Source organism: Citrobacter sp. C5_2 (assembly GCF_014596845.2).
GTDB classification, from domain to species: Bacteria; Pseudomonadota; Gammaproteobacteria; order Enterobacterales; family Enterobacteriaceae; genus Citrobacter; species Citrobacter werkmanii.
Genome location: NZ_CP115032.1, coordinates 3,259,034 through 3,272,962 on the forward strand (window position 1 = coordinate 3,259,034; position 13,929 = coordinate 3,272,962).

13 protein-coding genes, 1 tRNA gene and 1 pseudogene are annotated in these 13,929 nt (G+C 53.7%); 8 read left to right on the top strand and 7 right to left on the bottom strand.

The genetic code is table 11. The annotated features are described in order from the left end of the window. Positions 1 to 11: 11 nt before the first annotated feature. The 5 genes and pseudogenes from cydD (at position 12) to infA (ending at position 4,753) form a co-directional block, all read left to right on the top strand. Entirely contained in the window at positions 12 to 1,778 is a 1,767-nt protein-coding gene (gene cydD / locus ICA20_RS15970; RefSeq protein ID WP_149282223.1) for a cysteine/glutathione ABC transporter permease/ATP-binding protein CydD, read from the top strand. Next, entirely contained in the window at positions 1,779 to 3,500 is a 1,722-nt protein-coding gene (cydC, locus tag ICA20_RS15975) for a cysteine/glutathione ABC transporter ATP-binding protein/permease CydC (RefSeq protein ID WP_038639270.1), read from the top strand. It abuts the gene before it with no gap. A gap of 44 nt (positions 3,501 to 3,544) precedes the next feature. Further along, on the top strand, positions 3,545 to 4,249 hold the full coding sequence (gene aat, locus ICA20_RS15980) for a leucyl/phenylalanyl-tRNA--protein transferase (protein WP_038639268.1): 705 nt from the start codon (positions 3,545 to 3,547) through the stop codon (positions 4,247 to 4,249). Next, positions 4,250 to 4,607 (top strand): annotated as a pseudogene (locus tag ICA20_RS15985) (hypothetical protein). Then, positions 4,535 to 4,753 carry a translation initiation factor IF-1 gene (gene infA, locus ICA20_RS15990; RefSeq protein WP_002211347.1) on the top strand — a complete coding sequence of 73 codons (219 nt, stop codon included), beginning with the start codon at positions 4,535 to 4,537 and terminating at the stop codon, positions 4,751 to 4,753. The pseudogene ICA20_RS15985 and the gene infA overlap by 73 nt, the downstream one beginning before the upstream one ends. Before the next feature lie 81 nt (positions 4,754 to 4,834). Here infA and ICA20_RS15995 read toward each other — a convergent pair whose 3' ends face one another. Beyond that, positions 4,835 to 5,746, bottom strand: coding sequence for a LysR family transcriptional regulator (locus ICA20_RS15995; RefSeq protein WP_038639261.1), 912 nt, complete (start codon positions 5,744 to 5,746; stop codon positions 4,835 to 4,837). Positions 5,747 to 5,854: 108 nt separating this feature from the next. On the opposite strand from ICA20_RS15995, the gene ICA20_RS16000 reads away from it, so the two are divergent. From ICA20_RS16000 to ICA20_RS16010, 3 genes are all read left to right on the top strand, one after another. After that, positions 5,855 to 6,715 carry a pirin family protein gene (locus tag ICA20_RS16000; protein ID WP_038639258.1) on the top strand — a complete coding sequence of 287 codons (861 nt, stop codon included), beginning with the start codon at positions 5,855 to 5,857 and terminating at the stop codon, positions 6,713 to 6,715. Between the two features lie 16 nt (positions 6,716 to 6,731). Further along, the gene (locus tag ICA20_RS16005; protein ID WP_038639255.1) at positions 6,732 to 7,409 is read left to right on the top strand and encodes an isochorismatase family protein; all 678 of its coding nucleotides are present in this window, start codon (positions 6,732 to 6,734) and stop codon (positions 7,407 to 7,409) included. Between the two features lie 149 nt (positions 7,410 to 7,558). Next, positions 7,559 to 7,646: transfer RNA gene (locus ICA20_RS16010), tRNA-Ser, on the top strand. 142 nt (positions 7,647 to 7,788) lie between these two features. Here the strand turns inward: ICA20_RS16010 and rlmC are convergent. The 6 genes from rlmC to potF form a co-directional block, all read right to left on the bottom strand. Then, complete coding sequence (rlmC, locus tag ICA20_RS16015) at positions 7,789 to 8,916, bottom strand: 23S rRNA (uracil(747)-C(5))-methyltransferase RlmC (RefSeq protein ID WP_038639253.1); 1,128 nt, start codon at positions 8,914 to 8,916, stop codon at positions 7,789 to 7,791. A gap of 184 nt (positions 8,917 to 9,100) precedes the next feature. After that, complete coding sequence (locus tag ICA20_RS16020) at positions 9,101 to 9,589, bottom strand: YbjO family protein (protein ID WP_038639250.1); 489 nt, start codon at positions 9,587 to 9,589, stop codon at positions 9,101 to 9,103. Between the two features lie 59 nt (positions 9,590 to 9,648). Next, entirely contained in the window at positions 9,649 to 10,494 is an 846-nt protein-coding gene (gene potI, locus ICA20_RS16025; protein ID WP_038639247.1) for a putrescine ABC transporter permease PotI, read from the bottom strand. Continuing rightward, the gene (gene potH / locus ICA20_RS16030; RefSeq protein ID WP_038639245.1) at positions 10,491 to 11,444 is read right to left on the bottom strand and encodes a putrescine ABC transporter permease PotH; all 954 of its coding nucleotides are present in this window, start codon (positions 11,442 to 11,444) and stop codon (positions 10,491 to 10,493) included. The genes potI and potH overlap by 4 nt, the downstream gene beginning before the upstream one ends. Positions 11,445 to 11,453: 9 nt before the next feature. Then, positions 11,454 to 12,587 carry a putrescine ABC transporter ATP-binding subunit PotG gene (potG, locus tag ICA20_RS16035; RefSeq protein WP_038639242.1) on the bottom strand — a complete coding sequence of 378 codons (1,134 nt, stop codon included), beginning with the start codon at positions 12,585 to 12,587 and terminating at the stop codon, positions 11,454 to 11,456. 138 nt (positions 12,588 to 12,725) lie between these two features. Next, positions 12,726 to 13,838, bottom strand: coding sequence for a spermidine/putrescine ABC transporter substrate-binding protein PotF (gene potF / locus ICA20_RS16040; RefSeq protein WP_038639239.1), 1,113 nt, complete (start codon positions 13,836 to 13,838; stop codon positions 12,726 to 12,728). Positions 13,839 to 13,929 lie beyond the last annotated feature (91 nt).

Here is a 13,929-nt window from a genome sequence, read left to right on the forward strand (position 1 = left end):
CTAAGCGTGCAATGAATAAAACCCGTCAAAAAGAGCTGACCCGCTGGTTAAAACAGCAAAGTGTAATATCCCAACGATGGCTGAACATTTCACGCCTGCTGGGATTCGTGAGCGGCCTGTTAATTGTCGCTCAGGCCTGGCTCATGGCCCGAATTCTGGACCATATGATCATGGGCAATATCCCCCGGGAAGCGCTTCTGCTCCCTTTCATCGTGCTGATTTTGGTTTTCATCCTGCGCGCATGGGTCGTCTGGTTGCGCGAACGCGTCGGGTTTCACGCCGGGCAACATATTCGCTTTGAGATTCGTCGCCAGGTTCTCGATCGCCTGCAACAGGCGGGTCCGGCCTGGATACAGGGTAAACCAGCCGGGAGCTGGGCGACCCTGATCCTCGAGCAGATTGACGATATGCATGATTACTATGCGCGTTATCTGCCGCAAATGGCGCTGGCCGTATGCGTTCCCCTGTTGATTGTGGCGGCCGTTTTTCCGTCAAACTGGGTAGCCGCTCTTATTCTGCTCGGAACCGCCCCGCTAATCCCTCTGTTTATGGCGATGGTCGGTATTGGCGCAGCCGACGCTAACCGCCGCAACTTTCAGGCGCTTGCCCGACTAAGCGGTCATTTTCTCGATCGCCTCCGGGGTATGGAAACGCTGAGAATATTTGGCCGCGGTGAAGCCGAAACAGAAAGTATTCGCGCAGCATCACAGGATTTCCGCCAGCGTACGATGGAAGTCCTGCGCCTGGCATTCCTGTCATCCGGGGTCCTCGAGTTCTTTACGTCGTTGTCTATCGCTCTGGTCGCGGTTTACTTCGGTTTTTCCTACCTCGGCGAGCTCGACTTCGGCCACTACGGTATGGGCGTAACGCTGGCGTCCGGTTTCCTGGCGCTCATTCTGGCACCGGAGTTTTTCCAACCCCTGCGCGATCTCGGGACGTTTTATCACGCCAAAGCGCAAGCCGTCGGAGCAGCAGACAGTCTGAAAACCTTTATGGAAACCCCGCTGGCGCACCCTGAGCGTGGTGAGATTGAGCTGGCGACGAAAGATGCCGTTTCAATTGAGGCTGCAGGTCTGGTCATCACCTCACCGGAAGGCAAAGTGCTTGCGGGACCGCTCAACTTTACCCTGACAGCAGGTCAACGTGCGGTAGTGGTAGGACGTAGCGGATCCGGAAAAAGTTCGCTGCTGAATGTTCTGTCCGGTTTTCTTTCTTATCAGGGATCGCTGCGGATCAATGGTTTTGAACTACGCGACCTGTCGCCTGATTCCTGGCGCAAACAGCTGTCGTGGGTTGGGCAAAACCCGCAGCTTCCTGCCGCCACGTTACGCGAAAACGTACTGCTGGCACGGCCCGATGCCAGTGAAGAACAGCTTCAGGCCGCACTCGACAGCGCCTGGGTGAGCGAGTTTTTACCGCTGCTGCCGCAGGGCGTAGATACGCCAGTCGGCGATCAGGCGGCCCGACTTTCTGTTGGTCAAGCGCAGCGCGTGGCCGTGGCGCGCGCGTTACTTAATCCGTGTCAGTTGCTTCTGCTGGACGAACCCGCAGCCAGCCTTGATGCCCACAGTGAACAACGCGTGATGCAGGCATTGAACGCAGCATCGCGCCGCCAGACCACGCTGATGGTGACGCACCAGCTTGAAGATCTTGCCGACTGGGACGCTATCTGGGTCATGCAGGATGGTCAGATCGTTGAACAAGGTAGCTGGGCTGAACTTAGCGCTGCCAACGGTGCTTTTGCAACACTACTGGCTCATCGTCAGGAGGATATCTAAATGCGCGCTTTGCTACCCTATCTGACGCTGTATAAACGTCACAAATGGATGTTAACGCTGGGCATCGTTCTGGCGATCGTTACGCTGCTGGCCAGTATTGGCTTGCTGACGCTCTCAGGTTGGTTCCTGTCTGCTTCTGCGGTGGTGGGCGTCACTGGAATTTACAGTTTTAACTATATGCTCCCCGCCGCGGGCGTACGTGGTGCGGCAATCACCCGAACCGCAGGCCGTTATTTCGAGCGCCTGGTCAGTCACGACGCCACGTTCCGAGTGCTGCAACACCTGCGGATTTATACCTTCAGCAAGCTGCTACCGCTCTCCCCTGCTGGCCTGTCCCGCTATAGACAAGGTGAATTACTTAACCGCGTCGTCGCTGATGTCGACACGCTCGATCATCTTTATTTACGCGTTCTGTCTCCGCTGGTGGGAGCGTTTGTCGTCATCATGGTGGTCACGCTGGGACTGAGCGTTCTCGATTTCACGCTGGCTGTCACCCTCGGCGGTATTATGCTGCTGACCTTATTCATTCTGCCCCCACTCTTTTATCAGGCCGGTAAAAGTACCGGGCAAAACCTGACGCATTTGCGTGGGCAATATCGTCAGCAATTAACCTCCTGGCTGCAGGGCCAGGCTGAATTAACTATCTTCGGCGCCAGTGAACGCTACCGGGCTCAAATGGAAGCCACCGAATTGCAGTGGCATGAAGCGCAGCGACGTCAGTCCGAATTAACGGCACTGTCGCAGGCGATCATGCTGTTAATCGGCGCGCTGGCGGTGATTATGATGTTATGGATGGCCTCAGGCGACATGGGCGGAAATACCCAGCCAGGCGCGCTAATCGCGCTGTTTGTCTTCTGTGCGCTGGCTGCGTTTGAGGCATTAGCGCCTGTCACCGGCGCGTTTCAGCATCTCGGCCAGGTTATCGCCTCTGCATTACGCATCACCGAACTGACCGAACAGCAGCCAGAAGTCACCTTCCCGGATACCGAATCTCCGGTTTCTGAGCAGCTCACTCTTACCCTGCGTGAGGTCTCATTCAGCTATCCGGGGCAGACGCAAAAAGCACTCGACACCCTTTCTTTACTGGCAAAACCCGGTGAGCACATCGCTATTTTAGGTCGCACTGGCTGCGGAAAGTCAACGTTGTTACAATTGCTGACCCGCGCCTGGGATCCGCAGAGTGGCGAAATCCTGATTAACGATCGACCGCTTTCAGCCCTGAATGAAGCCACATTGCGCCAAATCATCAGCGTCGTGCCACAGCGCGTACATCTGTTTAGCGCTACGCTTCGCGATAACCTGCTGCTGGCAGCTCCGCACGCCAGCGATGAAGCATTATCCGCGATCCTGCGCCGCGTCGGTCTGGAAAAACTGCTTGAAGACGATGGGCTCAACGCCTGGTTGGGCGAAGGCGGTCGTCAGCTTTCCGGCGGCGAGCTCCGCCGTCTGGCTATCGCCCGCGCCTTGCTGCATGATGCCCCGCTGATGCTGCTGGATGAGCCTACCGAAGGGCTTGATGCCACAACAGAAAGCCAAATGCTTGAATTAATTGGCGATGTGATGCGGGATAAAACCGTGCTGATGGTCACACATCGTCTGCGCGGATTGTCGCGTTTCGATCAAATAATAGTGATGGACAACGGACAAATTATTGAGCAAGGTAATCACGCAGATCTGTTAGCCAGGCAGGGGCGTTATTACCAGTTTAAGCAACGTCTGTAAGCTATTATTGAACGATCAAACTCGCGTAGTGGAGTTTCGCTGTCATGCGCCTGGTGCAACTGTCCCGCCATTCTATAGCCTTCCCATCACCGGAAGGCGCTTTACGCGAGCCTAACGGTTTACTGGCGCTGGGAGGCGATCTTAGCCCTGCCCGCCTGTTGATGGCCTACCAGCGCGGTATTTTCCCGTGGTTTTCTCCCGGTGACCCTATTCTCTGGTGGTCACCCGATCCGCGCGCCATTCTTTGGCCTGAGAACTTTCACCTCAGTCGCAGCATGAAACGCTTTCATAAAAATTCGCCTTATCGTGTGACGCTCAACTACGCGTTCGGTCAGGTGATTGAAGGCTGTGCGAACGATCGGGAAGAAGGCACCTGGATCACACACGATGTGGTGGACGCTTACCATCGGCTGCACGAACTGGGACATGCGCACTCAATTGAAGTATGGCGACAAAATGAATTAGTCGGCGGCATGTATGGCGTGGCGCAAGGTACGCTGTTTTGTGGCGAATCAATGTTCAGTCGTCAGGAAAATGCATCCAAGACCGCACTACTTGTTTTTTGCGCGGAATTTATCCGTCAGGGCGGAAAATTAATCGACTGCCAGGTGTTAAATAGCCACACAGCATCCCTGGGCGCCATCGAAACCCCGCGGCGGGAGTACCTTGAGCAGCTGAGCAGACTGCGTCAGCAGCGGCTACCGAGCCATTTCTGGATACCAAGGACGTTATTTTCGCCTCAGGGGTGAATGTTTTCGGCACATTTTTTGTCGGGGTGTTATAATTGTGCCGCAGAGTTGGTTTAGCCCATTACCCCGCCGCCGTTAAGGAACAGTTCGCGCCAGGCAACGCCTATCGTTTATCTCCTCGTTCCCTTATACGTTGCGCTTTACGTGCGGCTTTGCCGTGGGTGGTCAGAGTAATGCGCCAAACCCGATTTGCTGTGTTTTAAACGCACAAATCTTTACTTATTAAAAGAACTTCGGCATTATCTTGCCGGTTCAAATTACGGTAGTGATACCCCAGAGGATTAGATGGCCAAAGAAGACAATATTGAAATGCAGGGTACCGTTCTCGATACGTTACCTAATACCATGTTCCGCGTAGAGTTAGAAAACGGTCACGTGGTTACTGCACACATCTCCGGTAAAATGCGCAAAAACTATATCCGCATCCTGACGGGCGACAAAGTGACTGTTGAGCTGACCCCGTACGACCTGAGCAAAGGCCGCATTGTCTTCCGTAGTCGCTGATTGTTTTCACGCCACCATGATGGCGTCCAGATAATAAAAGGTCGGTTTAACCGGCCTTTTTTATAGGCTGAGGATCTGTATTTAATCCTCAATCATCCGCGCATATTCTTCTGTTAAGAAATCCACCAGGGCGCGTACCGAGGGCAGTAATCCCCGACGAGACGGAAAGACTGCGTGAATAATTTCCCGCTTGGGCTCCCAACCGTCGAGCAATGCCACCAGTTCACCCGCCGCTAATTGCTCTTTCACCATCAGTTGCGGAAGTTGTACAACCCCCACGCCGGCAATCGCGGCTTCACGTAACGCCAGCATATCAGTGGTGATCATTCGCGGCGTGAAATGCACCTCCGCCCGTGCGCCCTGTGGGCCGAATAACTCCCAGCGATGCACATGTTTACCCGATGCCAGACTCAGGCCCGGCCAACGGGTCAATTCCGCCGGGGAGTTAACCGCGCCCATTTGTTCAATTAATCGCGGGCTGGCATATAACCGGTGTCCCCTGTCTGCAAGTACCCGCATCACCAGGTCGCTATCCTCAAATGGACGAGGTCTGACGCGAATCGCCACGTCCAGACCTTCACCGATGACATCAACGCGACGGTTCGTCGCCTCAAGCTGCACGGATACATCGGGATAACGCGCCATAAATCGGGCAAGAATTGGCCCAATATGCACATGCAACAAGGTGACCGGACAAGTCAGCTTCACAACGCCACGCGGCTCAACCTGTAAAGCCGCAATGGCATCCTGCGCCGCCTGCGCTTCCACCAGCATCGCCTTACAGTGCTCGTAAAAGGTTTGTCCGACTTCAGTCACGTTAAACTGCCGGGTGGTTCGCTGAATAAGTCGAACCCCCAACCTCTCTTCAAGTTGCGCAATACGTCGGCTCAGTTTTGATTTCGGTTCATCAAGCGCACGCCCCGCCGCGGCGAAACCACCTTCCTCTACGACATGTACAAACCAAGCAAAATCATTGAGATCCGGCTTTGTCATTTTATTGTCCTATTAATGAGACAGTGAAGACCATTTTAGCGACTACTCAATTCGCTGTCATGAATATAAGCTTATTCACATCAAGATAACGCCACTGAGGAGACACAAATGAAACAAGTAACAGGCGTCTACACCGCACCTCGCCCGCACTGGGTTGGCGATGGATTTCCGGTTCGCTCAATGTTCTCTTACCAGTCTCATGCAGAGCAGTTAAGTCCATTCCTGCTGCTGGATTACGCCGGTCCGCATACGTTCACACCGGGTAACGAAAAGCGCGGCGTCGGCGAACACCCTCACCGTGGTTTTGAAACGGTGACCATCGTTTACAGCGGTGAAGTTGAACATCGTGATTCAACTGGTCGCGGCGGCATTATCGGTCCCGGCGACGTGCAGTGGATGACCGCAGGTGCAGGAATTTTGCACGAAGAATTCCATTCACCGGAATTTACCCGTCGGGGCGGCGAACTGGAAATGGTACAGCTGTGGGTCAACCTGCCGGCAAAAGACAAAATGGCCACGCCGGGTTATCAGAGCATCACCAGCGATGTTATCCCAACGGTTGCTCTCCCTGATGAAGCAGGAAGCGTTCGCGTTATTGCGGGTAGCTACGAGGAAACCAAAGGGCCTGCACATACTTTTTCGCCGCTGAACGTCTGGGATATGCGACTGCAACGTAATCATCAGCTCGCGTTGTCTCAGCCTGAAGGATGGAGCACCGCACTGGTGGTATTGAAAGGCAATATCACCGTAAACGGCACCACGCCAGCCAGCGAAGCGCAACTGGTGGTGCTAAGCCAGCAGGGGAAAACGCTGCACATTGAAGCCACCAGCGATGCCATCGTGCTGCTGCTGTCTGGCGAACCGTTGAACGAGCCAATTGTAGGTTACGGCCCGTTTGTCATGAACACGAAACAAGAAATCGCTGAAGCCGTACGCGATTTTAACTCCGGCCGTTTTGGCCAAATCTGAATCGAAGGAGAAGAATATGTCCAGTCCTGCAAACTTTAATGGTTCACGTCCGGTCATCGATGTGAATGATTCCGTCATGCTGCTTATCGACCATCAGAGCGGGCTTTTCCAGACCGTCGGCGATATGCCAATGCCAGAGCTGCGTGCGCGTGCTGCTGCGCTGGCTAAAATGGCCACCCTGGCGAAAATGCCGGTGATTACCACGGCGTCTGTACCGCAGGGACCTAATGGCCCGCTGATCCCTGAGATCCATGCCAATGCGCCCCACGCCCAATACGTGGCGCGTAAAGGCGAAATCAACGCCTGGGATAACGAAGACTTCATTAAAGCGGTAAAAGCAACAGGTCGTAAGACGCTGATTATCGCCGGTACGATCACCAGCGTCTGCATGGCTTTCCCGGCCATCAGCGCAGTGGCTGAAGGTTATAAGGTGTTCGCGGTAATCGACGCCTCCGGCACCTACAGCAAAATGGCGCAGGAAATCACCCTGGCTCGCGTGGTTCAGGCTGGCGTCGTGCCGATGGATACCGCTGCCGTCGCTTCTGAAATTCAGGGGACATGGAACCGTGAAGACGCCGCTGAATGGGCTGAAGTGTATACCAAAGTCTTCCCGGCGTATCAGTTGCTGATAGAAAGCTATAGCAAAGCCCAGGAAGTCGTGACCAACGGCGAAAAACTGGACTCTCAGCGTTAATTATATCCTCCGCGCCAGTCCGGGCGGAGGAATATGTACACTGCGTAACCAAACAACAGTGAACATGTAAATTCTGCTTGACCGTTTTAGCGCAACTCCCTATAGTAGCGCCCCGTTGCCCCCCAAGCGGTCAGGCAGCAATACAATATGGTGAGGTGTCCGAGTGGCTGAAGGAGCACGCCTGGAAAGTGTGTATACGGCAACGTATCGGGGGTTCGAATCCCCCCCTCACCGCCATATTTTAAGAAGAGCTCGTACGCAAGTACGGGCTTTTTTTTCGCATGTTGCATTTGCCGGATGCGGCGCAAGCGCCTTATCCGGCCTACAGTCATGCCCCTCCTCGTAGGCCTGATAAGCGAAGCGCCATCAGGCATATCCGTTATTGTCTGCTGAGTAGCGTTAACACTTCGTAATGCGCGGTATGTGGGAACATGTCGAAAAGCTGAACGCGGTCAATGCGATACCCTGGCAACTCGTGAATATCCTTCGCCATGGTTTGCGCATTGCAGCTTGAATAGACAATAAAACGTGGCGCCATGCGGGAAAGAAAATCGCACAGCGGTTTGCCAATCCCGCGACGCGGTGGGTTCACCAGAACCAGATCGGGTACTTCGTCCTGGGCGGTAGCAAACTGAGTCGAATCCAGCGCCTGAAAACGCAGATTTTGCAACCCAAGCTCCTGCGCCGACTGTTTCGCACAGGTAATCGCCTCTGGCGCGATTTCAATACCTGTCAGTTTCATCTGCGGCGTGGCGCAATGCAGACCAAACCCTCCTACGCCGCAAAACAGATCCCACATATGATCAACCGGAAGCTGGCGCACCCAGTCGCGTGCGGTGGCATATAAATGACCCGCCACCACTGGGTTGGTCTGGAAAAAGCTCTGTGGACGTATCCACAGCGGCACATCATTAAAGCGTTCCGCCAGCGCCTGTTGTTCGGTGAGGAAGATTTCTGTCTCCCCTTCCATAATCGCCATATGCACCGGTTGAATATTCACAGTGATCACTTTTAACTGTGGCAACCGTTCCTGCAACCACGGTAGCGCTGCACGCAACTGCGCCAGTTTGGCGTCTGAACGCAGGACAAAGCGCAGCATCATACCGCCATCAAACCGGCTTTCCGTTAACAGCAGATATTTAAGCTCCCCGCGTTTACGCGCCACGTTATAGGGCGTTAACCCCGCGCGGGCGATAAACGGTTTGAGCACGGCAAATACGGGCGAAAAAGACGCAGGATAGAGCGGACAATCACACAAATCCTCCGGCGTACCGTCACGATGCAGCATCCCAAGCAGTGGTTTTTCCACGCTGCCGCTGACCACCATTTTGGCTTTGTTGCGAAAAGCGCGTTCCGGGCCGCTGACCGGCGCGCGCCACTCCGCCACCGCATGTTCAGCAAGCAGTTGGCGTAAATCGGCCATTTTGGCGGTGAGTTGGTGGGAAACCGGCTGTTCAATCCACTGACAGGAACGACAGCGACCGGCGTCATAGAGTGCGCACTGCATACAAAAACCTTTACGTGATCGAGGGCGGAGATTATATACGTAAAATCATTCGGGATGCATATCAGGCCTGAGCTTTCGTAGGCCTGATAAGACGCGTTAGGGTCGCCATTAGGCAATTGTGCGGCGTCGGTGCCGGATGGCGGCATAAACGCCTTATCCGGCCTACAAACAACACCGACCACATTTACTGCAAACGGAAGAACCGCCGACTGGACGCGGGAACAAACAGTAGCAGCAACACCAGCATATCCGGCAACTTTTGCATCACCAGCGTACGCAGGATCTCACGTCTGGACTCTCCCGCAATGCTGAACAGTTCAGGATAACCATAACCCAACGAGGCCGCCCACAGATAAACGCTGGCGATAATCTGGGTCAACAGATAAACCCAACGCGCCCAGTTACGTCCTTTCACCAGCGAAAATGCGCAGTAGATTTCAATAAACAGCAGCGCCAGGCTGCCCAGAAACACCAGCGTCAAATTCCAGGTCTGCACGCTGCGATGAATAAATTCGCTGGTTCCACGCAACCCTAGCGTATTAAAAATCATCAACAGATCGAGACAGCGGATCATGATAATAGCCAGCGCCGCCACCTGCACCAACGCAGGGACGTTTAAGCGAGCATGTGATGTGGATGATTTCTTAAAAAATCCCAACGCGTCGTCTTCCATGAAAACGGCGCAGCCACCACAGCGGCGCCGTATAGACAGGTTGGCAGATTTTAGTTTTTTCAGCCGCGTCTTGCACGTTGGATATCGCGAATCCGTTGTTTTTCTGTTCGCGCCATCAGATACCACGCGATAAATCCGATGATTCCTACCACGCCAAGAATCAGCGTCGCCAGCGCGTTGATCTCCGGGTTAACCCCCATACGTACGCTGGAGAACACCAGCATCGGTAATGTTGTGGCGCCAGGACCAGAGACAAAGCTGGCGATAACCAGATCATCAAGCGACAACGTGAAGGCCAGTAACCAGCCGGAGATCACCGCAGGCATAATCATCGGCAGCGTGATAACGAAAAAGACCTTCAGCGGCGTGGCGCCAAGATCCATTGCCGCTTCCTCAATGGAGTGATCCAGTTCGCGCAACCGTGAGGAAATCACCACCGCCACGTACGCCGTACAGAAGGTGACGTGCGCCAGCCAGATGGTCAACATACCGCGATCCGCAGGCCAGCCGATGGCATGCGCCAGCGCCACAAACAGCAGCAGCAGTGATAAACCGGTAATGACATCCGGCATAACCAGCGGTGCGGTAATCATAAAAGCAAACCCATTCGATCCGCGAAAACGGCCAAAACGCACCATTACCACGGCGGCTATAGTGCCGAGGATTGCCGCCATCGTCGCCGCACCCGCAGCAATCGTTAAGCTCATGCCAACGGCGCTTATCATCGCGGTATCGTGGAAAAGTTCACCATACCAACGCGTTGACCACCCCGCCCAGACCGTTACCAGCTTCGAACTGTTAAACGAATAGATAACCAGCATCAGCATCGGCGCGTACAGGAAGGTAAAGCCCAGCACCAGGATAAAAATACGCCACGGCGAACGCACGACCGGTAAGTTATTCATCCGTGTTCCCCCATGCTTTTTTGCTGATATTTGTGGAACCACATGATTGGCACAATCAGTAACAGCAGCATAACAATGGCAACGGCAGATGCCACCGGCCAGTCGCGGTTGTTAAAGAACTCCTGCCACAGCACGCGACCAATCATGATGCTATCCGGGCCGCCCAGCAGTTCCGGAATTACAAACTCACCCACAGCCGGGATAAACACCAACATCGATCCGGCGATAATCCCGCCTTTGGTCAATGGCACAATCACGCTAAAGAAGGTTTTCAACGGTCGGGCGCCCAAATCCAGCGCCGCCTCTACCAGCGAATAATCAATACGCGTCAGCGCGGTGTAAATCGGCAGCACCATAAAGGGTAAATAGGCATAAACAATCCCGATATAGACCGCCAGATTGGTGTGCAGAATCGTCAATGGTTGATCGATAACGCCCAGCCACATCAGAAAGTTATTCAGTACACCGTTATTTTTCAGGATCCCCATCCAGGCGTACACGCGAATCAAAAACGACGTCCAGGACGGCAGGATCACCAGCAATAACAGAATATTGCGTGTCGAGGGTTTACTGTGTGCGACGGCCCACGCCAGCGGATAGCCCAACAGCAGACAACAGATCGTCGAAATCCCCGCCACCTGCAAAGATTGCAGGTAGGCATCAAAATAGAGCGGATCATCCGTTAGTTGCAGGAAGTTGGCTAAGTTGAGCGTGATGGATAGCTGATCGTCAGCCCATGAAACGAGGTCGGTATACGGTGGAATAGCGCGCGCCATTTCAGCCAAACTGATTTTGAAGACGATCAGAAACGGCAGAAGAAACAGGAGCAGCAGCCACACATACGGCAGCGCAATCACCAGCTTGCGCCCGTGGTTCATTTGCAGCCGCGACATAAGCAGCGTGAATCGCCCTGCTTTATCCACGCGCGCCGGAGGTTCAAGTGTACTCATCTTCGCTCCTTAAACCGTCAACACCACACAGCTGTCTGCATCCCAGCACAAACGGACCTCGTCACCCCAGGTTGGTAATCCCTTGCGATAACGATGTTCATTTTGTAGCTGAGCGCTCAGCATCTGGCCGCTTTTCAAACGTACGTGATACACCGACAAATCGCCCAGATAGGCAATGTGCACCACTTCACCTACCGCGAAGTTATAACCGTCTGGGGGAGGAGCCTCACAGAGCATGATTTTTTCCGGGCGCAGCGCAACATACACAGGGACGTTATCGACAATAGACGCATCTGCATCTACTTTCAGCGGATGCACCAGTCCAGGAGACTCAATAATCAGCCCATCTTCCAGGCGTTCTTTCAGTAGTCCTTCAAAGACGTTAACCGAACCGATAAACTCGGCGCTATAGCGCGTAGTCGGATGCTCGTAGATCTCTTCCGGTTCGCCGATCTGCACAAATTTTCCACGGTTCATGATCGCAATCCGCCCTGCCATCGTCATGGCTTCTTCCTGATCGTGCGTTACCATCACGCAGGTCACGCCGACGCGTTCAAGGATATCCACCACTTCCAGTTGCATGCGGTCACGGAGCTTTTTGTCCAGCGCCCCCATCGGTTCATCCAGCAGCAGCAACTTCGGCCGTTTCGCCAGGCTACGCGCCAGTGCCACACGCTGACGCTGACCGCCGGAAAGCTGATGCGGTTTGCGTTTGGCAAATTCCTGCATATGCACCAGGCCCAGCATCTCATTCACCCGGCTGGCAATTTCAGCTTTTGGCAGCTTGTCCTGCTTGAGGCCAAAGGCAATGTTCTGCTCTACCGTCATGTGCGGAAACAGGGCATAGGATTGAAACATCATATTGATCGGGCGCAGATAAGGCGGGACGTGCGCTAAATCGACGCCATCAAGCATAATTTGCCCGGTTGTCGGCTGTTCAAATCCCGCTAACATGCGCAGCAGAGTCGATTTGCCACAGCCGGATGCGCCGAGCAGGGCAAATATTTCACCTTTGTAGATAGTAAGATTGACGTCATCGACGGCGTGTTGCCCGTCGAAAGACTTGGTCAGGTTGCGAATTTCAAGCAGCGGGGTCAGCGCCTTGCGGATTTTCGCGTGTGGGCGTGGGGTTGCATCATTCACTCAGGTGCTCTCCGGCATAAAACAAAGAAACGGTGCAAATAACGCACCACGGTGGTGCGTATTGCCGGGTTAGGTGTGTTTAGGATCAACACTGCCCGGCAGGCATAAATCCTGCCGGGTCATGTCCCAAACATCAGGTTATTTTCCGCTTTTTACTTTCGTCCACGCTCGGGTACGGACACGGTCGATCTTCGGATCCTGTACTTTCAGCGTGAACAGCTTGGCGCGCACATCCGCAGGCGGGTAGATACCAGGGTTATCACGAACTTCCTGACTGACCAGAGCCGTCGCTTCTTTGTTGGCATTGGCATAGAACACGTGGTCGGAAATATGCGCAATCACATCAGGACGCAGCAGGTAGTTGAGGAACTGATAGGCTTCTTCTTTGTTTTTGGCATCGGCTGGCATTGCAAACACGTCAAAGAACGCCATCGCCCCCTCTTTAGGAATTGAGAAAGAGATATTGACGCCATTTTTCGCTTCTTTTGCACGGTTCGCCGCCTGCCATACGTCCCCCGCCCAACCAATTGCTACACAGGTATCTCCGTTTGCCAGGTCGTTAATATATTGCGAAGAGTGGAAATAGCGAATATTCGGACGCAGTTTCAACAGCAGGTCGGTCGCCGGTCCGGTGTAATCATCTGCTTTGGTACTGTTGGGATCTTTACCCAAATAGTTCAGCACGGTAGCAAACACCTCTTCAGGCGCATCAAGGAAAGAGACACCGCAACTTTTGAGTTTTTCCAGATTTTCCGGTTTGAGGATCAGATCCCAGCTATCAACCGGCGCATCTGGCCCCAGCACCGCTTTCACTTTGTCCACGTTATAGCCAATGCCGGTCGTTGCCCACATATACGGCATCGCAAACTTGTTGTCCGGATCGTGTTTACCCACCAGCTTCAGCAGCTCAGGATCGAGGTTTTTCCAGCCCGGTAGTTTGCTCTTATCCAGCGGCTGGAAGACGCCAGCGGTCAGTTGACGTTCGAGGAAACTGGCGGAAGGAACAACCAGGTCAAAACCGGTGCTACCCGCCATGAGCTTACCTTCCAGTACTTCATTGGAATCAAATACGTCATAGATAACTTTAATTCCGGTCTCTTTTTCAAAGTTAGCCACCGTATCCGGAGCAATATAATCAGACCAGTTATAAATATGCAGCGTTTTTTGTTCAGCAGCGAGCGTGCCGGCAGAGATGGACATCAGAGCACCCACAACCAGGCCTGATAACCATTTTTTATTTAAGGCGGTCATAATCTCTTTCCTTCTGAAAGTTCGTTAACAAACGAACAAAAATGTCACACTCTAATGATATGCAAGAAACGTGCATATTCTTTCATGCGGC

Excerpts from the sequence above, each read along its gene's own strand:
- ICA20_RS16005 (WP_038639255.1), top strand. The coding sequence starts at position 6,732 with ATGTCCAGTCCTGCAAACTTTAATGGTTCACGTCCGGTCATCGATGTG.
- aat (WP_038639268.1), top strand. The coding sequence starts at position 3,545 with ATGCGCCTGGTGCAACTGTCCCGCCATTCTATAGCCTTCCCATCACCG.
- ICA20_RS16000 (WP_038639258.1), top strand. The coding sequence starts at position 5,855 with ATGAAACAAGTAACAGGCGTCTACACCGCACCTCGCCCGCACTGGGTT.
- potF (WP_038639239.1), bottom strand. The coding sequence starts at position 13,838 with ATGACCGCCTTAAATAAAAAATGGTTATCAGGCCTGGTTGTGGGTGCT.
- infA (WP_002211347.1), top strand. The coding sequence starts at position 4,535 with ATGGCCAAAGAAGACAATATTGAAATGCAGGGTACCGTTCTCGATACG.
- cydD (WP_149282223.1), top strand. The coding sequence starts at position 12 with ATGAATAAAACCCGTCAAAAAGAGCTGACCCGCTGGTTAAAACAGCAA.
- potH (WP_038639245.1), bottom strand. The coding sequence starts at position 11,444 with ATGAGTACACTTGAACCTCCGGCGCGCGTGGATAAAGCAGGGCGATTC.
- potI (WP_038639247.1), bottom strand. The coding sequence starts at position 10,494 with ATGAATAACTTACCGGTCGTGCGTTCGCCGTGGCGTATTTTTATCCTG.
- rlmC (WP_038639253.1), bottom strand. The coding sequence starts at position 8,916 with ATGCAGTGCGCACTCTATGACGCCGGTCGCTGTCGTTCCTGTCAGTGG.
- ICA20_RS16020 (WP_038639250.1), bottom strand. The coding sequence starts at position 9,589 with ATGGAAGACGACGCGTTGGGATTTTTTAAGAAATCATCCACATCACAT.
- ICA20_RS15995 (WP_038639261.1), bottom strand. The coding sequence starts at position 5,746 with ATGACAAAGCCGGATCTCAATGATTTTGCTTGGTTTGTACATGTCGTA.
- cydC (WP_038639270.1), top strand. The coding sequence starts at position 1,779 with ATGCGCGCTTTGCTACCCTATCTGACGCTGTATAAACGTCACAAATGG.